Source organism: Micromonospora yangpuensis (assembly GCF_900091615.1).
GTDB classification, from domain to species: Bacteria; Actinomycetota; Actinomycetes; order Mycobacteriales; family Micromonosporaceae; genus Micromonospora; species Micromonospora yangpuensis.
Genome location: NZ_FMIA01000002.1, coordinates 430,565 through 450,441, shown reverse-complemented (window position 1 = coordinate 450,441; position 19,877 = coordinate 430,565). Strand labels below are relative to the sequence as shown.

Here is a 19,877-nt window from a genome sequence, read left to right as displayed (position 1 = left end):
CGTCGGCTATCCGGTTCGACGGGGCACGGGCGGCCGGCGCTGGTTCGGGTGGCGGTTCCGGCCGTCACCGGCGGCGGGTGGTGCCGGCTGTGCCATCAGGCGGAGACCGGCCCACTGGACGAAGATGCTGCGCCGGGCGGTCGCGTTCCCCTGCTCGTCCAGCTGGTACCCGTCGAGCCAGGTCCAGCCGTCGTACGTGATCCAGTCGGTCTTCACCCGGATCAGCCGGAACATGATCGGCCGCTGGCTGAACTGGATGCTCGCCGCCCGGGTCACGTGCAGCACGTCGCCGGCCCGGAACTGCGCACCTACCCCGACCCGCACCGGTCCGGCGGTCACGAGCCGTACCGCCGCCAGGCCCGGATCCGCCGCCGGGCCAGCTCGACGCGGGGACACCGGCCGTCACGGCACGACCCACACCGCCGGTGCCGGTGGTACGTCAACACGAGCCACGAGCATCGGATCAGCACGGGTTCCCTGCCGGTCATCGCGGGTCTGCCTCCGAAGCTGGGCGGGACGCGTCACGGCACCCCGGCCCGCCGAGCTCCGCTCCACCGAACCGGGGGCACCGCGCAACCAAGCCAACACCCTCAGATACTGACGTGTCAACGTTGACGCGTCCTTATCTACGCGTTTCCATAAGCACGCCCATGAAGTCGCGCTCTCATTAGCGTGTTTTAGTCAACGTGTCAACCGCGACGCGAAAGCACTGTTCTACCTTCTGGCTATGACCGATGAGGTGCCGGGCCCGCTCGTCGCCGCTGGCGAGATCCTGAAGATGCTGGGTGTCAGCCGGTCTCGGTTCCGCGCGATCGCGATGCATCCCAACTTTCCTCGACCGTTCCAGACGCTTTCGGTCGGCTCGGTGTGGTTGCGGTCGGATGTGGAGGCGTACATCGCCGCCTACCGCCAACCCCGCCCAGCGGCGGACGAGGACGAGCCGGGCTGACCCGCCCAGGCCGACCCCGACGAGGCCGGCGGATGGGCCGGTACGGCGAGTGGACGGGCATCGGGCTGGTGGCGACAAAGTTCACCGGTGCTTGCGGGGCAGCCGTCGAGCCGGGACGGTGGAGTCATGTCGGACGCGTACGTCTGTGGAGATCCGGACGGTCTCTCGCCGCTGCTGGTCAAGATCCGTGACGCGGTGGCCCGGGAGCTACACGCCCAACTCGCGCTCCGGGCCGAACGGATCGAGCTGGCCGACGTGCCGGAGATCGCCTACCAGATCACCCGCCAGGTCGAGCAGACCCTCACCGGCGATTAGTCCACGTCCCGGGCGGCTCTGGCCTGCTGCCAGTGCCGGCACACGATCTTGTGGGCCTCGTCCGCTGACGCAACCGCAAGACCGATCTCTTCGGCCAGCAGGGCGTACCGCTCAGCCCATGCTCGGGGTGGCGTCGGTAGCTCATCTGGCACGGAATGGGTCTGCCGGATGCCGAAGACGTGGCCGACCCGGCGAACGAGGTGGGCATCCGCTGGCACGCCGTCCTCCACCAGCAACACCAGGTCGACCAGGCCCCTGACCCGGGTCGACTCTCCCGTCTCGTACAGCCGGGTCAGTGCGCATCAAACTAAAGATTCTCTTTAGTTTGATGCGCACTGACCCTCGGAAACTACAAGAGACCTTTAGTTCTGCGGGCCGTTGCGATCACGCCTGGCGAATCCTCCGCGTCACCGGACCCCGGAGAGTGGTGACCCGGCGTTGACGGGTGCTGGTGTGCACTGCCGCCCAGGACAGGGCGGAGCCGTCACAGTGATCTCCGCTGGAACAGAGGTTCGGATGAGACGGCAGACAGCTCGGGTCGTACCGCTGATGTTGATTCTGGGGGTGGGGTTGCTGGGCGGCGGGCCGCCGGCGACGGCAGCCAGCACGACCACCACCTTCCTCGCCAACCAGGACAGCTATGTCAACGCCGCCAGCCCCGGCACGAACTACGACGCGACGAACACCCTCGCGGTCGCCGGCACGCCCACCCGGATCTCGTACCTGCAGTTCGCGGTCACCGGGCTGACCCAGCCGGTGCTCAACGCCCGGTTGCAGGTGCACACCCAGGACACCCCCACCGCCACCAGCCCGTTCGGCGGCACCGCCCAGCGGGCCGGCACCGGCTGGTCGGAGGGCACGCTCACCTACGCCAACCGGCCGGCCGCGATCGGCAGCCCGCTCGGCTCGCTGGGCAAGGTGCTGCGCAACACCTGGTACGAGCTGGACGTCGCCGCCGTGGTCACCGGCAACGGCACGTACGCCTTCTCGCTGTCGTCGACCAACCCGGACGGCGCCTACTACGACAGTCGGGAGACCAGCGCCTTCGCGCCCCGGCTGGTGGTCGGCACCGGCACCGACACCGGCGGAAACGTCCTGCTCAACGCCGGGGACATCTCGGCGTGCGCCACCACAGGCGCGGCGCAGACCGCACAGATCATCAGTCGGGAGGCCGGCACCGTGCTGGCCGGCGGTGACCTGACCGACAGCGGCACGGCGGCTCAACTCGCCAACTGCTACGGCCCGACCTGGGGCCGGTTCAAGGACCGCACCAAGCCGATCCTCGGCAACCACGACTATCTCACCGCCGGGGCCGTGCCCACCTTCGACTACTTCGGCCCGGTGCTGCCGCGCGGCAAGGGCTACTACTCGTTCGACCAGGCCGGTTGGCACATCATCGTGTTGAACACCAACTGCAGCCAGGTGGGCGGCTGTCAGGCCGGCTCACCGCAGGAGCAGTGGCTGCGCGCGGATCTCGCCGCCCACCCGACCCGCTGCACCCTGGCGCAGTACCACCATCCGCTGTTCAGCTCCGGCGGCCGGGAGTCGTCGAACGTCCGGCCGCTCTTCCAGGCGCTCTACGACGCCGGTGCCGAGATCGTCGTCAACGGCCACAACCACCAGTACGAACGGTTCGCACCGCAGAACCCGAGCGGGGTCGCCGACCCGGCCCGGGGGATCCGGGAGTTCGTGGTGGGCACCGGCGGCCGGTCCCTGATGGCCACCTTCCCGGAGCCGGCGGCCAACAGCGAGGTCCGCAACGGTCGTACCTTCGGTGTGCTGAAGCTGGTGCTCTCGCCGCAGAGCTACACCTGGCAGTTCCTCCCGGTGACCGGCGCGACGTTCACCGACTCCGGCACCGGCACCTGCCACTAGCGACTAATATCTATCTCCCACCAGGCCCCAAACTCTCCTGATCAGTCGATATCCCGTTGAACTGCCGTCGACTGGTCCAGGCAGTCTGGGGAGCCACCTTACCCTTGTGCAGAAGCCCTATGGTGATTGGCTCAAGCCCAATTCTCATTGAAAGAGAATGAAGCCCTTCGCGAATAAATGGCATCGCTACAAAAAACGCCACCTGATCCATGAAGGACTTCATCAAATCTCGCGGCGGACGCTCCCCCGCATCCAATGAGAAAGAAGCCACAACGGCGACCTGAATGCTCGCCACTTTCTCCTCACCTCCAGGTGACACCAAAGGCGCGTCAACACTGAAGCGAATATCGAACCCGCCGTTGCGATACCTGAAGGCGCTTGACAGCTTGAGGTCCAGCTCGCCAACCTCCTCCGGACCGTCCGACAGAAGCTCCGCATGCCATTTCGTCACGCGAATATCGGTGAGATCGGACTGGGCAACGAGATCTTTCAACGCCTGATCTCTCGCTGCAGCAGCTTTCTGCTCCCCCACGCCGTCCTCGACCGAATCGTTCACGTTAGTTCCTCGACTTGAGCCGCCTCAGCGGATACCTCAATCATCCCACCCGGATAGTGGTTCCCGTAGCGCGCCACCCAAGACGCTCCATCCTCCACCAGGTTTAGCGCCCACACCATGTGACTTTTCGCCTTGCCAGCGAGGACACTTTCATTCAACAGAAGAATGAGATCGTGAACGTTCTCGGCACCGTTGTTCGGTGACCGAACGCGCTGCTCATACGATGAGACGATTTCCCACTCATCGTCAATTGGATGCTTGATCCGAGCCAAGAAACCGTTCAGCTCGACGATCTGTGCGTACGACAAATGCGTCTCATTGTCCCCTATGTCGAAGTTGTCGCGGACCCAATCATGGACCCGAGACCACTCCCACACCTTTGATTTCCCACCGCTTACAGCACCCAGTGGTCGAGGAAAGTCACCAGGGCCTCGACGCCCCTCCACCCATAGCCTCACAGCCTCGCGAGACAAGCCCAGACGGTGCGCAATATCCGAAATCGAAACCAATTCCGGATCAACATCGCCTACTTCGGCATCGGGGAAGATGTGACAGATCCGCCGTGCGGCCTCCAAGGCTTTAGCCACAGGGTTCTGCGAGGACGTGTGCAGGGTGGCCAACACATCCCCATGCCACTCGGTCCATGTTAGGTCGGACAGGTGTTCGGCCAGCAGATCCAGGCTGACATCATCGTCAAGGTCCACGCCACTGACACGAAGGGGGATCCGGATCATAGGCCTCTCCCACCCGTACGCCATCTGAGACTCCAGCATAGTGCCAGTGTTGGCACTTGCCAACACTCTAGGTCAACCAACCGTTTCACTGTGTCAACTCTGGGGCAAACGGGACCGAAGAGACTGAATCTTGTCACGGGCGGCCCTTACCCGAAGCTTCAGGTGGCGAACTTCGACCGACGACTGCTCGTCCACCAGCACCGCCCGCACCTGGCGGTTTGTGGCATCTGCGACGTCGAGCACCTGCGCCGGGTCCCGCAGATCAGTCTCGGCGAGACTCAGCACCCGCTCGGCCTTGGAGTCGGCAGCACTCGCCTCCTGCTCGCGGCCGAGCGCCGCCTGGAGGAGTTCATCGACCTCCTCAGCCCCACGGCCGGCCTCTACCAACAGTTGATCGGCACGATCCAGGAGACTGGCGCTCTCCTGGCCATAGTCGTCCCGATCAAGCAGGGCCTCCGCTCCAGCACAGAGTAGTTCGATCTTTTCCATTCGGACGTAGGCTTCGGCAACTACTCCGATGTTTGCGTTGCCATGCGGGCAACGTCGAACCAGCCGATCCAGCTCCCCCGCTGCCGTTTCCCCGCCCCTACCTGTCGAGAATACGACAAACTTGCACGCCTCAGCCCGATCCTCGGGCCCCTGACAGTAGACAGTCCCGTGGATATGGCTTGAAGTTGCCGCGCCTCGATACCACCAACCAGCCGATCTCGCCTTGCCTAGCGCATTTCGGAACCACGTGGAGTCATGTCGGGGCCATTGATCGGTAGGCGCGTACCAGGTAGGTCCGCTTCCTGCCATGTGCCCCCCTAGCGAACCTGCAGCCCGGCCGTCACCCACTCACCACTCTAGGTGAGTTTGCCACACAGGGGCCGCAGCCGCCAAAGGGCAGAATGAGGCGCATTAGCGCTATATGGGTGATTGATCCGCTTAGGATTGACGTCTGGGATCCGATCCACTCGCCCAGAGTCGTGCGCTGCGAGATCCGCCGCAAGGCTACCCGGCAAGGACCGGGTGACAGCGAAATCAATCGTCCCGGTTGTCGCAGAAAGCAACCAGCCATCACTTCCTCGACGGCCGAGCCGATATCAAGAATCTCGATCAATGCCGCTTTATCTTCGCACGTCTCGCAACGAAAGGCGTGTCGCCATTACCTCGACATTTCGAGCCGAGAAGCCATCCTGGGTCACAGGGTATGACCGGGAGGACGGCAAACGGTCGGTTTAACGGGTCGGCGGGTAGGCCTTGTGGCGGCAGCCCGGTCAGAGGCCGCCGTAGGAGTGCAGGCCCTCGAAGAAGATGTTCACGCCGAAGAGGTTCATCAGCACGGTCAGGAAACCGAGTACGGCGAGCCAGGTCGCCACGTTGCGCTTGACGCTCGGGGTGGCGCGGGCGTGCAGGTAACCGGCGTAGATCACCCAGGAGATGAAGGACCAGACCTCCTTGGGGTCCCAGCCCCAGGCCCGACCCCAGGAGGCCTCGGCCCAGATCGCCCCGGCGATCACCGCGAAGGTGAAGACCGGGAAGGCGAAGGCGTGCAGGCCGAAGGTGAGCCGTTCCAGGCTGGCCGCCGCCGGCAGCCGCTTGGCCAGGGTGTACGGGAAGCTGCGTCGCCCCTGCTCGTAGCCGTTGCGCAGCAGGAACGCCACCGCCGGCACCGAGCCGAGCAGGAAGATACCGGAGGCGAAGACCACCGTGGAGACGTGCACGATGAACCAGTACGACTGCAGCGCCGGCACCAGCGGCACGATCGGCACGTAGAGCACCAGCTCGGCGACGGCCAGCAGCAGCACCATGACCAGGGTGAGGAAGAGCCCGAGGCGACGCAGTGAGGGCCGCTTCCAGAGCACCGCCAGCCAACCGACGACGCCGATGAACGAGACCGTCAGCACGAACTCGTACATGTTGCCCCAGGGCATCCGCTCGGCGGCGACACCCCGGGTGACCAGCGCGGCCAGGTGCACCACGGCGGCGATCGCGGTGGCCACGACCGCGATCAGGCCGGCCAGCCGCGACCGGTCGACGGGCGGGCCGCCGGGCGTCAGGCCGTCGGGCGTGGCGGTCGTACCGTCGGGCGGCGTGGCACCGGAGCCGCCGGCCCCGACGCCCGCGCCGACCAGCTCGCGGGCCGGGGTCGCGGGGCGGGCGGGGGTACGGGCGTTGCCGAGCGCGTACTCGACCGCGTGGGAGATCATCGCGGCCAGGTACACCAGGATCGCGATCGACACCAGCTGATCGGAGAGCGCGGACATCACTCGGTCCCTTCTCGCGGCCGACCCCGACCGTCCTCGACCCGATCGTCGCCGGCCCGGACGTCCCCGCTGACCGCCGTGACGAGCTGACTGAACTCGTCGGCGAAGCCGGGTTGGTCGGTGCGGGGCAGGCCACCGGCCTCCATCAAGCTACTACGGCCTGTCGGAGATCCACTTCCCGGGTCGGTGACCCGGAAGAACACCCGCCGTCGGCGGCCGAACAGCGAACCCATCAGTCCGATGATCAACGTCGCGCAGCTGACCAGCAGGATCGTCGAACCGGGGTCGTGCCGGACGGAGAGGGTGACGTAGCGCCGGGTGCCGAGGAACTCGACAGCGGTGCCGTCGTCGAGCACCCACTTCTCACCGGGACGCAGCAGCTTGCCGTCACCGAGCTGGGTCAGCCTGCCGTTGCTCACCTGACGCTGGTCGAGCTGGTAGATCGAGCCCGGGATGCCGGCGTCCAGGCCCAGGTTGCCCCGGTAGCCGATCAGGAACACCGCCGGGTTGCGCTCGTTCGGGTACTCCGAGCGCACGTACGGTGGCTGCTGCGGCGCGGTCGGCAGGTACAGCCCCTCGAAGGCGACCTGCAGCTCGGGGTTGCGCTCGCCGGTCGCCGGGTCGACGTTGACGTCCGGGAACGCGGCCAACCCCTCGCTGGTCAGGCCCATGTCGCCGGTGGTCAGGAAGGGCACCACGCTGGACTGGCTGCGCCCGTTACGGTCGGTGTACCGGATGACCGGGGCGTACCCGTGGCCGAGCAGGTAGACGTTGGCGTCGTCCAGCCGCAGCGGCGAGTTGACCGAGAACTCGGCGCTGCGGGCCGCCCGGCCGGGCTCCTCCACGGTCACCGTGGCGTTGAAGAACTCGGGCTGGCCGGAGTCCAGGAACCGGGCCTCGAAGTCGTCCAGGGTCAGGCAGAAGCCGGGCAGCGCGGCGTCGTCCACCCGAGGGCCGAAGCTCGTCTCGGCGTACTGCTGACGGGTGTTGCAGAACGCCTTGTCCTCGCCGGCCACCAGCAGGCGGTTGCCCTGCCAGCCGTACCAGGAGCCGAAGGCCACCCCGACCAGCACGGCGATCAGGGAGAAGTGGAAGAGCAGGTTGCCGCTCTCCTTCAGGTACCCCTTCTCGGCGGAGACCTCGTCGCCCCGGACCGCGACCCGCCAGCGGCGCCTGCGCAGCGCCTCGGCCACGGCCTCGACGCCGCCGGCGGGGGCCGGCAGCGTCGCGTGCTGCGGCAGCCGGTCCAGCCGTTTCGGCGCGGCCGGCGGGCGCATCCGCAGGGCCCGCACGTGGTCGCGCAGCCGGGGCACGATGCAGCCGACCAGCGAGGTGAAGAGCAGCAGGTAGATCGCGGAGAACCAGACCGACCCGAACGCTTCGAACGCGCCGAGCCGGTCCAGCACCGGCGCCAGATCCGGATACCGGACGAAGTAGTCGCGCACGTCCTCCGGGTTGACCCCGCGCTGCGGCAGCACCGACCCCGGGATGGCGGCCACCGCGAGCAGGAAGAGCAGGATCAACGCGGTACGCATGCTGGTCAGCTGCCGCCATGAGTTACGCAGCAGGGCCAACAACCAGTTGGTACGCCGCCGACGCGGCGGCGTGGTGGCGTCCCGGCGGCCCGGGTCGTCCGTGGTGGCGTCCCGGCCGCGGTCGTCACCGGCGGCGCCCGGCTGCCCCTGCTGCACGGTGGTCATCAGATGCTCACCTCGCCGACCCCCACGGTGGTCTGCAACCAGATCACGAAGTTCTGCCAACCCCCGGTGACCAGCGCCAACCCGATCAGGATCAGCAGCGCGCCGCCGACCCGGGTGACCCAGCGGCTGTTGCGCCGGACCGCCTTGAAGACCCCGAGCAGGCGCTGGAAGCCCAACCCGAAGATCACGAACGGCAACCCCAGCCCCACGCAGTACGCCACGGCCAGCACCACGGCCCGGTCGGTCTGACCGCCGACAGCGCCCATCCCGAGCACCGCGCCGAGGGTCGGGCCGACGCAGGGCACCCAGCTCAGCGCGAAGACCGCGCCGAAGACCGGCGCGCCGAGCAGGCCGGCCGAGGGCAGCCGGCTGATTCTGAACTCGCGTTGCAACCCCGGGACCAGGCCCAGGTACCCGAGGCCGAGCAGGACGATCAGCGAGCCGACGGCGATCTCCACGATCCGGTCGTACGCGAAGAGAAGCTGGCCGAGCTGCGAGACGACGACCGCGGTGGAGACGAAGACGACGGTGAAGCCGGCGATGAACAGCAACGTCCCGGCGAGCACCCGGCCCTTGACCGCCGCCGCCCGACGTCCACCGGCCTGCTCCCCGGCCTGCTCCCCGCGCCCGGCGGCGTGCTCCCCGGCCTGCTCCCCGCGGCCGGCGGCGTCTTCCCCGGCCTGCTTCCCGATCCGCTCCCGCACTCCGACGGCTCCCGCGTCGGACGTCGTACCGTCCCCGGGCGCCCCGCTGCCGACGGCCGTCCCGCCGCTCGGGGTGGTGAGCGGGGAACCCTTCTCTACCGTAGGCGTTAAGCGGGGGCCCTTCCTTACCTCGAGGTCGGTGCCGGCTAGGCCGGTTACGTAGGAGAGGTAGCCGGGGACCAGCGGCAGGACGCACGGGGAGAGAAAGCTGACCAGCCCGGCCAGCGCCGCCGCGCCGATGGCGAGCAGCAGCGGACCGCTCTGGGCCAACTCCCGGAACGTCTCGCCCATCAGCCCGGTCCGGCCATGGCGGCCTGTTCGGCGGCGACCCTCTCCACGGCGGGCTGCAGCTGCTGCTGGGTGACCGCCGACCGGATCACGGTGGCGATCCGGCCCTCCCGGTCCAGCACGAAGGTGGCCGGGACGCTGTTCGGGGCGATGTCGAAGCGCAGGGCCAGCCGGCTGGCCGGGTCGAAGATGCTCGGGTAGGTGACCTTGAAGCTCTCCTCGAAGGCGACCGCCTTGTCCCGGTCGTCCTGCACGTTGATGCCGAGGAAGGTGACCCCGGAGCCCTTGGTCGCCTGGTAGGTGTTCTCCAGGTCGTCGGCCTCGGCCCGGCAGGGGTTGCACCAGGAGCCCCAGAAGTTGACCACGACCACCTGTCCCCGGGCGTCGGTCAGGTCGTACGGGGTGCCGTCGAGCAGTTCACCGGTCACCTCGGGCACCGTGGACCGCTCGTCGGGGGCGCACTCGATGATGCCCTCGGTGTTGGTGCAGCGCTGCTCGCCGTCGTCGGCCGAGCAGCCGACCAGACCCGCCGCGACCGCCGTGGCGGCCAGCGCACCGGTGATCCACCTGCGGGCTCTCATCAGGCCCCCTTGGCCGTCCGGGCGGTCGGCGACATCGCGATCAGGTGCGCGGCCGGCTCGCTGTACCCGATACCGGCCACCTTGGCCCCGTCGAAGTGGAACGAGGTGAGGCTGGCCAGCCCGCACTGCCGGCGACGCGGGTCGTGCCAGAGCCGCTTGCGCTCGACGTACCGGCGCAGGGTCCAGATCGGCAGCTGGTGGGAGACGAGCACCGCCTCCCGCCCCTCGGCGGCGATCCGGGCCGCGTGCAGGGCGGCGAACATCCGCTCCGCGATGGCCACGTACGCCTCGCCCCAGGACGGGGTGACCGGGTCCCGCAGCACCCACCAGTTACGCGGGTCCCGGAACGAGCCGTCGCCGGGCGAGACCCGCTTGCCCTCGAACCAGTTCGCGCTCTCGATCAGCCGCTCGTCCACCCCGACCGGCAGGCCGAACTGGGCGGCGATCGGCTCGGCGGTCTGCTGGGCGCGTTCCAGCGGGCTGGCCACCACGTGCACGACCTCGCGTTCGGCCAGGCCCTGGGCGGCGGCCTTGGCCATCTGTACGCCCAGCTCGGAGAGGGCGAAACCGGGCAACCGGCCGTAGAGGATCTGGCCAGGGTTGTAGACCTCGCCGTGCCGGAGCACGTGGACGACCGTACTGCTCACCGCTCTGTCCCCTTCGTTCGCGACTGCGGGGCTCGCAAAACCGGCTCACTCCTCGCGCTCACCACTGCCCCCTTCGTTCGCGACTGCGGGGCTCGCAAAACCGGCTCACTCCTCGCGCTCACCAGCTACCCCCCGGTGCCTGCCGCTGCTGCCGCTGCTGTCGCCGCCGCCGGGAGGGCCCCGGCGACCTGGTCCAGGGCGGCGTCGTCCAACGCCGCCGACACGAACCACGCCTCGAACGCGCTCGGGGGAAGGTACACCCCGGCGGCGAGCATGGCGTGGAAGAACGCCCGGAACGCCGGCACCTGCTGGGTGCGGGCGGTGTCGTAGTCGACCACCTCGGCGTCGGTGAAGAAGATCGAGAACATGCTGCCCGCGTACGACAGGCGGTGGGCGACACCGGCGGCGGTGAGCGCGTCGCTGGCGAGCCGGCCCACGACGGCGGCGGTCTCGTCCAGCCGGCGGTAGAGCGCCTCGTCGGCCAGCCGCAGGGTGGCCAGGCCGGCGGCGCAGGCCAGCGGGTTACCGGAGAGCGTGCCGGCCTGGTAGACCGGGCCGGCCGGCGCGAGTCGGGCCATGATCTCCGCGCGTCCGCCGAACGCCGCGGCGGGCAGCCCGCCCCCCATCACCTTCCCGTACGTCCACAGGTCCGCGTCGCAGGGGTCGACGCCGTGCCAGCCGGCGCGGGAGACCCGGAACCCGGTCATCACCTCGTCCACGATGAGCAGCGCACCGTGCGCGTGGGCGATCCGGGCCAGCGCCTGGTTGAAGCCGTCGCGGGGGGCCACCACGCCCATGTTGCCGGCGGCGGCCTCGGTGATGATCGCGGCGATCTGCGGCCCCTCGGCGGCGAAGACCGCCTCGACCGAGGCCACGTCGTTGTACGGCAGCACGATGGTGTCGCCGGCCGCCGCGCCGGTGACGCCCGGCGAGTCGGGCAGCCCGAGGGTGGCCACGCCGGAGCCGGCGGCGGCGAGCAGGCCGTCGGAGTGCCCGTGGTAGCAACCGGAGAACTTGATGATCTTGGAGCGGCCGGTGAATCCGCGCGCCAGCCGGATCGCCGACATGGTGGCCTCGGTGCCGGAGTTGACCAGCCGGACCTGCTCGACCGGGGTCCGCTCGACGATCTCGGCGGCCAACTCCACCTCACCCGGGGTGGGGGTGCCGAAGCTGGTGCCCTTCGCCGCGGCGGCCTGCACGGCGGCCACCACCTCGGGATGGGCGTGACCGAGAATCAACGGACCCCAGGAGCAGACCAGGTCGACGTAGCGCCGATCGTCGGCGTCGTACAGCCAGGGCCCCTCCCCCCGGACCATGAAACGCGGGGTGCCGCCGACCGAGTGGAAGGCGCGCACGGGGGAGTTCACCCCGCCCGGCACCAGGGCACGGGCGCGGTCGAACAGGGCCTCGGAGGCCGGCGCGGCGGCCGGATAGCGGCCGGGTCCGGCGGGAAACATTTCGGTCACGATGGAGCCATTGTGTCAGCGCCGGAAGCCGAATCGGCAGGCACCCCGCTCAGCGTTACCGGGCTCACCCGACGGCGACCACCCGCCGACGCGCTGCGGGCGGTGTCGCGGCGGTGCCCGGAACCGGTTGCTCGGCGGGGTGGCGGGGCGGCTGGGCGGGCCCGTCCACGGGGAGAATCACACCCGCCCGGCACGCCCGGATCCGCCTCGACGGGCCGGGCCGGACGGATCGCGCTAGGCTGACCGGGTGGATCGTGCCGAACTGTCCATCACGGTACACCGGTCGGGGGACGAAGTGGTGCTTCGCCTCGCCGGTGAGATCGACATGCTCACGGCCGCCCAGCTGTCGACAGTCGTCAACGAGGCCCTCGCCGACGCACCGCCGCGGATCGTGCTGGACCTGGGCGGGGTGACCTTCTGCGACTCGCAAGGGCTGGGCACCCTGGTCGTGCTCAGCCGCAAGGCCAGCCACGCGCAGAGCCTGCTGATCCTCACCAACGTGGGCGACTTCCTGCTCCGCGTCCTGGACATCACCGGCCTGCGCTCGGCCCTGATGATCCGCAACAACCAGGCCACCGGCTGACCCTCCGGCGGCGGCTCAGCCGGTCGGGCCCCAGCGGGCCTGTTCGAGGAGTTCCACGGCCCGGCTCCGGGCGTCCGGGGTGTCGGTGCGCAGCAGCGCGGTGGCCTCGTCGACCGCCTCGGCCAACGTGCGCCACTGGGTCTCCCGCTCCCGTACCAGGTCGGACTGGGCGGCGAGCTGACGGGACTTGACCCACAGCTCGACGAAGACGGACACCTTGGCCCGCAGCACCCACGGGTCGAAGGGCTTGGTCAGGTAGTCGACCGCGCCGGCCGCGTAGCCGCGCAGGGCGAGCTGGGCGTCCCGGTCCGCGGCGGTGAGGAAGATGATCGGTACGTGCCGGGTCCGCTCCCGCCGCTTGATGTGCCCGGCGGTCTCGAACCCGTCCATGTCCGGCATCTGGGCGTCCAGCAGGATCACCGCGAAGTCGTCGACCAGCAGCTGCTTCAGCGCCGCCTCACCGCTCTCCACGGCCACCGACTGGACCGGCAGGCCCTGGAGGATCGCCTCCAGGGCCATCAGGTTCTCCCGGCGGTCGTCGACCAGCAACGCCTTGGCCATCTGGGTCACGAACTCTCCTTGCCGTGGCTGCGGCTGATCCAGCCGGACATCAGCTCGATCAACTGGTCGAGGTCGACCGGTTTGGTGATGTAGTCGCTACCGCCCGCCGCGAGCGCCGACTCCCGGTCCCCCGGCATCGCCTTCGCGGTCAGGAAGACCACCGGCAGGTCGGCGAACCGGTGGTTGCGTCGGATCTGCTGGGTCGTCTCGTAACCGTCCTGGTCGGGCATCATGGCATCCATCAGGACGATGTCCACCTCCGGGTGCTCAGCCAGCACCCGGACCCCGTCCACCCCGTTGTCCGAGTACAGCACGGTCATCCCGTGCAGTTCCAGCGCGCTGGTCAGGGCGAAGACGTTCCGTACGTCGTCGTCGACGATCAGCACGGTGGCCCCCTCCAGCCGCCGGGTGGCCGGGGTCTGCGGCGCCTGGGGCAGCTCCAGCGGGGGCATCAGCAGCGACGACGGCAGCCCGGCCCGCGCCGGTGAGGGCGGCAGCGGCGCGACCACCGCGTCCGGGGCCAGCACGTCGGGTACGAAGAGCGTGAACGTCGAGCCCTGCCCGGGTGCCGAGGTGACCGTGATCGTGCCACCGAGCAGTCGGGCCAGGTCCCGGCTGATCGACAGCCCGAGCCCGGTGCCGCCGTACCGGCGACTGGTGGTGCCGTCGGCCTGCTGGAACGCCTCGAAGATCAGCGACAGCTTGTCGTCGGAGACTCCTATCCCGGTGTCGATCACCGTGAAGGCGATCACCTGACGGGCGTTGGTGAGCGCCGGCACGTCGAAGACCACGTTCTCCGCCGCCGGGGCGATCCGCAGCGTCACCGCGCCGTTGTCGGTGAACTTGACCGCGTTGGAGAGCAGGTTGCGCAGGATCTGCTGCAACCGCTGGGCGTCGGTGACCAGCGCCGGGGGCAGGTCCTTGGCCACCCGTACCTGGAAGTCCAGGCCCTTCTCCTCGGCCTGCGGCGCGAAGGCCTGCTCGACGTAGCCGCGGATCTCGGCGAACCGGATCTCGGTCGGCTCGATGTCCATCCGGCCCGCTTCGATCTTGGACAGGTCGAGGATGTCGTCGATCAGGCGCAGCAGGTCCGACCCGGAGCCGTGGATGGTCCGGGCGAACTCGATCTGCTTGGGGGTGAGGTTCTGCTCCGAGTTCTCCACCAGCAGCCGGGCCAGCAGCAGCAACGAGTTCAGCGGGGTACGCAGCTCGTGGCTCATGTTGGCCAGGAACTCCGACTTGTACGCCGAGGCCCGGGTGAGCTGCTGCGCCTTGTCCTCCAGGCCGAGCCGGGCCAGCTCGATCTCCCGGTTCTGGGTCTCGATGTTCGCCTTCTGCTCACTGAGCAGCTTGGCCTTCTCCTCCAGCTCGGCGTTGGTGCGCTGCAACTCCGCCGACTGCTCCTGCAACTCGTGTGCCAGCCGCTGCGACTGGGACAGCAACTCCTCGGTACGCCGGTTGGCCTGGATGGTGTTGACCGCGACCCCGATGGTGAGCACCAGCCGCTCCAGGAACGCCAGGTGCAGCTCGGAGAAGGGCGTGACGGTGGCGAACTCGATCACCCCGAGCAGTTCGCCCTCGAAGAGCACCGGGAGCACGACCAGATCGGCCGGTGGGGTGTCGGCCAGCCCGGAGCGCAGGGTGATCCGACCGTCGGGCACCGCGCCGACCCGGATCGTCCGGCGGGAGAGCGCGGTCTGCCCGACCAGTCCCTCGCCGGGGCCGAAGGTGACGTCGTGGCCCCGGGAGACGTAGCCGTACGAGGCGGTCAGCCGTAGCCGCATCACCCCCTCGGAGTTGTCGGCCAGGAAGAATGCGCCGAGCTGCGCGTTCACCAGCGGCGTGACCTCCTGCATGATCATGCGGCAGACCTCGCCGAGATCCCGTTGGCCCTGCAACAGGCCACCGATGCGGGCCAGGTTCGAGTCGAGCCAGCCCTGCTCGGCGTTCTTGTGCGTCGTCTCCCGGAGGGTGACGATCATCTGGTTGATGTTGTCCTTCAGCTCGGCGACCTCGCCCTGGGCCTTCACCGCGATCCGCTGGGTCAGGTCACCCCGGGTGACCGAGGTCGACACCCGGGCGATCGCCCGCAGCTGGGTGGTCAGGGTGGAGGCGAGCTGGTTGACGTTCTCGGTGAGGTCCCGCCAGGTGCCGGAGACCCCCTTCACCTGGGCCTGTCCGCCGAGCTTGCCCTCGATGCCGACCTCGCGGGCCACCCGGGTCACCTCGTCGGCGAACGACGAGAGCTGGTCCACCATCGTGTTGACGGTGTTCTTCAGCTCCAGGATCTCGCCCTGTGCGTCGACGGTGATCTTCTGGCTCAGGTCGCCCTTGGCGACAGCGGTGGTCACCGAGGCGATGTTGCGCACCTGACTGGTCAGGTTCGACGCCATCGAGTTCACGTTGTCGGTCAGGTCCCGCCACGTACCCGAGACGCCCTTGACCTGGGCCTGACCACCCAACTTGCCCTCGGTACCCACCTCCCGGGCCACCCGGGTCACCTCGTCGGCGAACGACGACAGCTGATCCACCATCGTGTTGACGGTGTCCTTGAGCTCCAGGATCTCGCCCCGGGCGTCCACCGTGATCTTCTGCGACAGGTCGCCCCGGGCGACCGCGGTGGAGACCTGGGCGATGTTGCGGACCTGGGCGGTCAGGTTCGAGGCCATCGAGTTCACGTTGTCGGTCAGGTCCCGCCAGGTGCCGGCAACCCCCTTCACCTGGGCCTGACCACCCAACTTGCCCTCGGTGCCCACCTCCCGGGCCACCCGGGTCACCTCGTCGGCGAACGAGGACAACTGATCCACCATCGTGTTGACGGTCGACTTCAGCTCCAGGATCTCGCCCCGGGCATCCACCGTGATCTTCTGCGACAGGTCGCCCTTGGCAACCGCCGTGGTGACCGAGGCGATGTTGCGCACCTGACTGGTCAGGTTCGACGCCATCGAGTTCACGTTGTCGGTCAGGTCCCGCCACGTACCCGAGACGCCCTTGACCTGGGCCTGACCACCCAACTTGCCCTCGGTACCCACCTCCCGGGCCACCCGGGTCACCTCGTCGGCGAACGACGACAGCTGATCCACCATCGTGTTGACGGTGTTCTTCAGCTCCAACATCTCGCCCCGGGCGTCCACCGTGATCTTCTGGCTCAGGTCGCCCTTGGCCACCGCCGTGGAGACCTGGGAGATGTTGCGGACCTGGCTGGTCAGGTTGCCGGCGAGCTGGTTGACGTTCTCGGTAAGGTCCCGCCAGGTGCCGGAGACCCCGCGCACCTGGGCCTGGCCGCCCAACTTGCCCTCGGTGCCCACCTCGCGGGCCACCCGGGTCACCTCGTCGGCGAACGACGACAGCTGATCCACCATCGTGTTGACGGTGTCCTTGAGCTCCAGGATCTCGCCCTGCGCCGCCACGGTGATCTTCTGGCTCAGGTCACCCCGGGCGACCGCCGTGGAGACCTGGGCGATGTTGCGCACCTGACTGGTCAGGTTCGACGCCATCGAGTTGACGCTGTCGGTCAGGTCCTTCCAGGTGCCGGCGACGTTGGGCACCTCCGCCTGGCCACCGAGCTTGCCCTCGGTGCCGACCTCCCGGGCCACCCGGGTCACCTGCTCGGCGAAGAGCCGCAGGGTGTCGGTGAGTGAGTTCATCGTGCCGGCCAGCTCGGCGACCTCGCCCCGGGCCGAGACGGTGATCTTCTGCGACAGGTCGCCCTTGGCCACCGCCGTGGCCACCTGCGAGATCGACCGCACCTGGTGGGTCAGGTTCGAGGCCATCGTGTTCACCGAGTCGGTGAGGTCCTTCCAGGTGCCGGCCGCACCCCGGACATCGGCCTGACCGCCCAGCTCACCCTCGGTGCCCACCTCCCGGGCCACCCGGGTCACCTCGGAGGAGAACGAGGAGAGCTGGTCGACCATCGTGTTGACGGTCCGCCCGATCCGCAGGTACTCACCCCGCAGCGGCCGACCGTCCATCTCCAGCGCCATGTGCTGGGACAGGTCGCCGTCGGCGACCGCCACGATCACCCGGGCGATCTCCGTGGTCGGTCGGCCCAGGTCGTCGATGAGCGAGTTGACCGCCCGCTGCCCCTCGGCCCAGGAGCCCTCCATCCCCTCCTCGTCGAGGCGCTCGGTGAGCCGACCGTCCCGACCGACGATCCGACTGATCTTGCGCAGGTCCAGGTGCTGGCGTTCCTGCAACGCCACCACCTCGTTGAACGCCTCGGCGACCTCACCGGCCGAACCCGAGCGGCGGGACAACCGGACCTTCAGGTCACCCCGGCGGACCCGGCGGAGGGCCTCCGCCAACTCGTCGAGCACCGCGTCGCGATCCGGAGCGGAGGGGTCCGTGGCGACGGACTGTTTCGCCGTGGTCATGATTCCTCGCAGAGCTCGGGGCTTCGGGCCGCTGCCGACGTGCCGGCCGTCCCATCATTGTGCCCGCCGGCCGCCGCACACCATCTGACGTGCCGATCGCCACGCTGGACGGGGTGCCGACGCTGAGCCGGAAAGCGGATCCCGACCCGACCGTGGAGATCGGCTTGGCACCCGGCCTCCGGCGGTGGAGGATACGAGGGATGTCAGCGCAGGCGGGGGCCGCCAGCACGGGTGGCCTGGACGAGCACGTACGGCGGGTGCGCCTGCCCGCCGATCGGCGCACCCCCGCCGCCGCCCGTGCCGTGGTCCGTTCCGTGCTGGCCGAGGCGGACCTCGACGAGCTGGTCAACGAGGCGCTGCTGCTGACCACCGAGCTCTCCACGAACGCGGTCGAACACGCCGGCACCGAACTGGACATCGAGGTCGTCGCCGACGAGGTCGGGCTCACCGTCACCGTGTCGGACTTCGCCTCCGGCCCGGTCGACGAGTTGATCGTCGGGGTCCGCAACGACACCGCCGAGATCACCGAGGTCTCCGAGCGGGGCCGGGGGCTGCTCCTGGTCGACCACTTCGCCAGCCGCTGGGGCACCACGTACCTGCCCACCGGCAAGGGCGTCTGGTTCCGGCTGGAACGGCACCGCGACCGCCCCGCCGACCGGGGGCTGCCGACCCGGCGGGACCTGCCGGCCGCCTCGGCGGACAGCGGCGACTCCGGGCAGTCCTCGACCCCGAGCGCGGCCGCCATGAGCGAACTGATGCAGACCACCCCCGACCCGTACGCCGACGACCCGCTGCCGGAGTTCGCCGCCAGCCTGCTGACCCGGCTCGGCGAGATGATCGGCGCCGCCGGCGGGGTGATCCGGCTGGACCGGGGTGACGGTCAGGGCCCCCAGGTGCTCGCCCGGTACGGCCGGCACCCCCGCCCCGGCCACGAACTGCTCCGGGTGCCGCTGGCCGTGCACCGCCCGTACTCCGGTGAGCTGGAGCTGGACGCCGCCCCCAGCGGGTACGCCTGGCCGTTGGCGGGTCTGACCGCCGAACGGCTCTCCCTGCACCTGGAGAACGACCGGCTGCGCCGCGCCGACGTCCGCCGGCAGGCCTGGTTGACCTTCCTCGCCGAGGCCAGTGAGCTGCTCGCCCAGTCCCTCGACGTCGAGCTGACCATGGCGCTCGTCCCGCAGCTCGTGGTGCCGCGCCTCGGGCAGTGGTGCGCGGTGCACACCACCGACGAGTGGGGCCGGTTGCGGCTCGCCGCCGCCAGCCACGCCGACGAGTCGGTGCTGCCACAGTTGCACCAGGTGCTGCGGGAGACCGGACCCGACTCGATCCAGGCCCGGCTGCGCGAGGCCTCCCGGCACGGCTCCCAGGTGCCGTTGGGGCCGCCGACGGAGGGCTTCGCGGTCCCGCTGATCGCCCGGGGCCAGCGCCTGGGCACCCTGGCGGTGGGTCGGCACCAACGGCACCGGCACGACCCCGACGAGGTCGCCGTGTTGGAGGACGTCGCCCGCCGGGCCGCGCTGGCCATCGAGAACGCCCGCATCCACGCCGAACGCCGCCGGGTGGCGCAGACCCTGCAGCAGTCGCTGCTACCGCCGGTGCTGCCGGTGGTCGACGGCATCGGCTTCGCCGCCGAGTACGTCCCCACCGGCGACGACGCCGACGTCGGCGGGGACTTCTACGACGTGCTGCCGCTGCCGGACGGCCGCTGGCTGGTGGTGATCGGCGACGTCTCCGGCAAGGGCGTGCAGGCGGCGGCGGTCACCGGACTGGTCCGGGACGTCATCCGGGTGCTGGTCGGCGACGGCAAGCCGCTGCCGGAGGCGTTGTCCCGGCTCAACGAGACGCTCGTCGACCGGGGCGGCGGGCGGTACTGCACGCTCGCGCTGGCAGCGGTCGGCGCCGGCGAGGGCGACCAACTGGACGTCTCCCTGCACCTGGCCGGGCACGACCGCCCGGTGTTGCTGCACGGCAGCGGCGGTGCCACCTTCGTGGGCACCAGCGGCACCGCGCTCGGCCTGCTCGACTCGATCACCTCGCCGACCGCCGAGATCACGCTCGACCCCGGAGACTCGCTGATCTTCTACACCGACGGGGTCACCGAGCGGCGACGCGGGCGGGAGCTCTACGGCACCGCCCGGCTGCGGGACGCCGCCGCCCCGCTGCGCGGTTACTCCGCCGACGTGGTCGCCGCCCGGCTGCGCGCAGCCGCGATCAACTTCTCGCCGGAGCCGCCCCGCGACGACATCGCCATCCTGGTGCTCCGCAACGACGCGCTCTGACGGTGCCCGGTCCAGCG

Annotated in this window: 16 protein-coding genes and 2 pseudogenes; 5 read left to right on the top strand and 13 right to left on the bottom strand. The window is 69.4% G+C overall.

Features of this window, described 5'->3' with window-relative positions; translation table 11 throughout:
- Nucleotides 1-6: 6 nt before the first annotated feature.
- On the bottom strand, nucleotides 7-339 hold the full coding sequence (locus tag GA0070617_RS02235) for a hypothetical protein (protein WP_229688541.1): 333 nt from the start codon (nucleotides 337-339) through the stop codon (nucleotides 7-9).
- A 388-nt stretch (nucleotides 340-727) separates the two neighbouring features.
- Here GA0070617_RS02235 and GA0070617_RS02230 point away from each other — a divergent pair, with 388 nt between their 5' ends.
- The 3 genes from GA0070617_RS02230 (at nucleotide 728) to GA0070617_RS02215 (ending at nucleotide 3,139) form a co-directional block, all read left to right on the top strand.
- Nucleotides 728-949, top strand: coding sequence for a helix-turn-helix transcriptional regulator (locus tag GA0070617_RS02230; RefSeq protein ID WP_091433291.1), 222 nt, complete (start codon nucleotides 728-730; stop codon nucleotides 947-949).
- A 126-nt stretch (nucleotides 950-1,075) separates the two neighbouring features.
- The gene (locus GA0070617_RS02225; protein ID WP_091433288.1) at nucleotides 1,076-1,264 is read left to right on the top strand and encodes a hypothetical protein; all 189 of its coding nucleotides are present in this window, start codon (nucleotides 1,076-1,078) and stop codon (nucleotides 1,262-1,264) included.
- 516 nt (nucleotides 1,265-1,780) lie between these two features.
- On the top strand, nucleotides 1,781-3,139 hold the full coding sequence (locus GA0070617_RS02215) for a CBM96 family carbohydrate-binding protein (protein WP_217628759.1): 1,359 nt from the start codon (nucleotides 1,781-1,783) through the stop codon (nucleotides 3,137-3,139).
- A 10-nt stretch (nucleotides 3,140-3,149) separates the two neighbouring features.
- Here the strand turns inward: GA0070617_RS02215 and GA0070617_RS29565 are convergent, their stop codons facing one another.
- The 10 genes and pseudogenes from GA0070617_RS29565 to hemL form a co-directional block, all read right to left on the bottom strand.
- Nucleotides 3,150-3,695, bottom strand: coding sequence for a hypothetical protein (locus GA0070617_RS29565; RefSeq protein ID WP_139135555.1), 546 nt, complete (start codon nucleotides 3,693-3,695; stop codon nucleotides 3,150-3,152).
- Nucleotides 3,692-4,429 (bottom strand): helix-turn-helix transcriptional regulator, encoded by a 738-nt coding sequence (locus GA0070617_RS29560; protein WP_139135554.1) that lies wholly within the window; start codon nucleotides 4,427-4,429, stop codon nucleotides 3,692-3,694. Before GA0070617_RS29560 ends, GA0070617_RS29565 begins: the two co-directional genes overlap by 4 nt.
- Nucleotides 4,430-4,522: 93 nt before the next feature.
- Nucleotides 4,523-4,918, bottom strand: a complete 396-nt coding sequence (locus GA0070617_RS29555) for a hypothetical protein (RefSeq protein WP_139135553.1) — start codon at nucleotides 4,916-4,918, stop codon at nucleotides 4,523-4,525.
- Between the two features lie 770 nt (nucleotides 4,919-5,688).
- A pseudogene (ccsB, locus tag GA0070617_RS02200) lies at nucleotides 5,689-6,444 on the bottom strand (c-type cytochrome biogenesis protein CcsB); the annotation flags it as partial.
- 65 nt (nucleotides 6,445-6,509) lie between these two features.
- Nucleotides 6,510-6,678, bottom strand: a pseudogene (locus tag GA0070617_RS32290) (c-type cytochrome biogenesis protein CcsB); the annotation flags it as partial.
- A complete protein-coding gene (gene resB / locus GA0070617_RS02195; protein WP_091433271.1) occupies nucleotides 6,678-8,378 on the bottom strand; it encodes a cytochrome c biogenesis protein ResB in 1,701 nt (566 codons plus the stop codon). The pseudogene GA0070617_RS32290 and the gene resB, both read right to left, overlap by 1 nt.
- Entirely contained in the window at nucleotides 8,378-9,373 is a 996-nt protein-coding gene (locus GA0070617_RS02190; RefSeq protein ID WP_091433269.1) for a cytochrome c biogenesis CcdA family protein, read from the bottom strand. Before GA0070617_RS02190 ends, resB begins: the two co-directional genes overlap by 1 nt.
- Entirely contained in the window at nucleotides 9,373-9,951 is a 579-nt protein-coding gene (locus GA0070617_RS02185; protein ID WP_091433266.1) for a TlpA family protein disulfide reductase, read from the bottom strand. Before GA0070617_RS02185 ends, GA0070617_RS02190 begins: the two co-directional genes overlap by 1 nt.
- Nucleotides 9,951-10,598: a histidine phosphatase family protein gene (locus GA0070617_RS02180; RefSeq protein WP_091433263.1), complete on the bottom strand. Its 648-nt coding sequence runs from the start codon at nucleotides 10,596-10,598 to the stop codon at nucleotides 9,951-9,953. Before GA0070617_RS02180 ends, GA0070617_RS02185 begins: the two co-directional genes overlap by 1 nt.
- A 125-nt stretch (nucleotides 10,599-10,723) precedes the next feature.
- Nucleotides 10,724-12,064 carry a glutamate-1-semialdehyde 2,1-aminomutase gene (gene hemL, locus GA0070617_RS02175; protein WP_091433260.1) on the bottom strand — a complete coding sequence of 447 codons (1,341 nt, stop codon included), beginning with the start codon at nucleotides 12,062-12,064 and terminating at the stop codon, nucleotides 10,724-10,726.
- 247 nt (nucleotides 12,065-12,311) lie between these two features.
- Here hemL and GA0070617_RS02170 point away from each other — a divergent pair, with 247 nt between their 5' ends.
- Nucleotides 12,312-12,647 (top strand): STAS domain-containing protein, encoded by a 336-nt coding sequence (locus tag GA0070617_RS02170; protein ID WP_091433257.1) that lies wholly within the window; start codon nucleotides 12,312-12,314, stop codon nucleotides 12,645-12,647.
- Between the two features lie 15 nt (nucleotides 12,648-12,662).
- On the opposite strand, the gene GA0070617_RS02165 is transcribed toward GA0070617_RS02170, so the two are convergent.
- Together GA0070617_RS02165 and GA0070617_RS02160 are read right to left on the bottom strand one after the other, a co-directional pair.
- A complete protein-coding gene (locus GA0070617_RS02165) occupies nucleotides 12,663-13,217 on the bottom strand; it encodes a response regulator (protein ID WP_091433254.1) in 555 nt (184 codons plus the stop codon).
- On the bottom strand, nucleotides 13,214-17,581 hold the full coding sequence (locus GA0070617_RS02160; protein WP_091433251.1) for a hybrid sensor histidine kinase/response regulator: 4,368 nt from the start codon (nucleotides 17,579-17,581) through the stop codon (nucleotides 13,214-13,216). Before GA0070617_RS02160 ends, GA0070617_RS02165 begins: the two co-directional genes overlap by 4 nt.
- A 200-nt stretch (nucleotides 17,582-17,781) precedes the next feature.
- On the opposite strand from GA0070617_RS02160, the gene GA0070617_RS02155 reads away from it, so the two are divergent.
- On the top strand, nucleotides 17,782-19,860 hold the full coding sequence (locus GA0070617_RS02155) for a SpoIIE family protein phosphatase (protein ID WP_091433247.1): 2,079 nt from the start codon (nucleotides 17,782-17,784) through the stop codon (nucleotides 19,858-19,860).
- Nucleotides 19,861-19,877: the final 17 nt, after the last annotated feature.

Coding starts and splice junctions, on each gene's coding strand:
- GA0070617_RS29555 (WP_139135553.1), bottom strand. CDS start 4,918: ATGGAAAAGATCGAACTACTCTGTGCTGGAGCGGAGGCCCTGCTTGAT.
- GA0070617_RS02155 (WP_091433247.1), top strand. CDS start 17,782: ATGTCAGCGCAGGCGGGGGCCGCCAGCACGGGTGGCCTGGACGAGCAC.
- GA0070617_RS02225 (WP_091433288.1), top strand. CDS start 1,076: ATGTCGGACGCGTACGTCTGTGGAGATCCGGACGGTCTCTCGCCGCTG.
- GA0070617_RS02215 (WP_217628759.1), top strand. CDS start 1,781: ATGAGACGGCAGACAGCTCGGGTCGTACCGCTGATGTTGATTCTGGGG.
- GA0070617_RS02160 (WP_091433251.1), bottom strand. CDS start 17,581: ATGACCACGGCGAAACAGTCCGTCGCCACGGACCCCTCCGCTCCGGAT.
- GA0070617_RS29560 (WP_139135554.1), bottom strand. CDS start 4,429: ATGATCCGGATCCCCCTTCGTGTCAGTGGCGTGGACCTTGACGATGAT.
- GA0070617_RS02185 (WP_091433266.1), bottom strand. CDS start 9,951: ATGAGAGCCCGCAGGTGGATCACCGGTGCGCTGGCCGCCACGGCGGTC.
- GA0070617_RS02230 (WP_091433291.1), top strand. CDS start 728: ATGACCGATGAGGTGCCGGGCCCGCTCGTCGCCGCTGGCGAGATCCTG.
- GA0070617_RS02190 (WP_091433269.1), bottom strand. CDS start 9,373: ATGGGCGAGACGTTCCGGGAGTTGGCCCAGAGCGGTCCGCTGCTGCTC.
- resB (WP_091433271.1), bottom strand. CDS start 8,378: ATGACCACCGTGCAGCAGGGGCAGCCGGGCGCCGCCGGTGACGACCGC.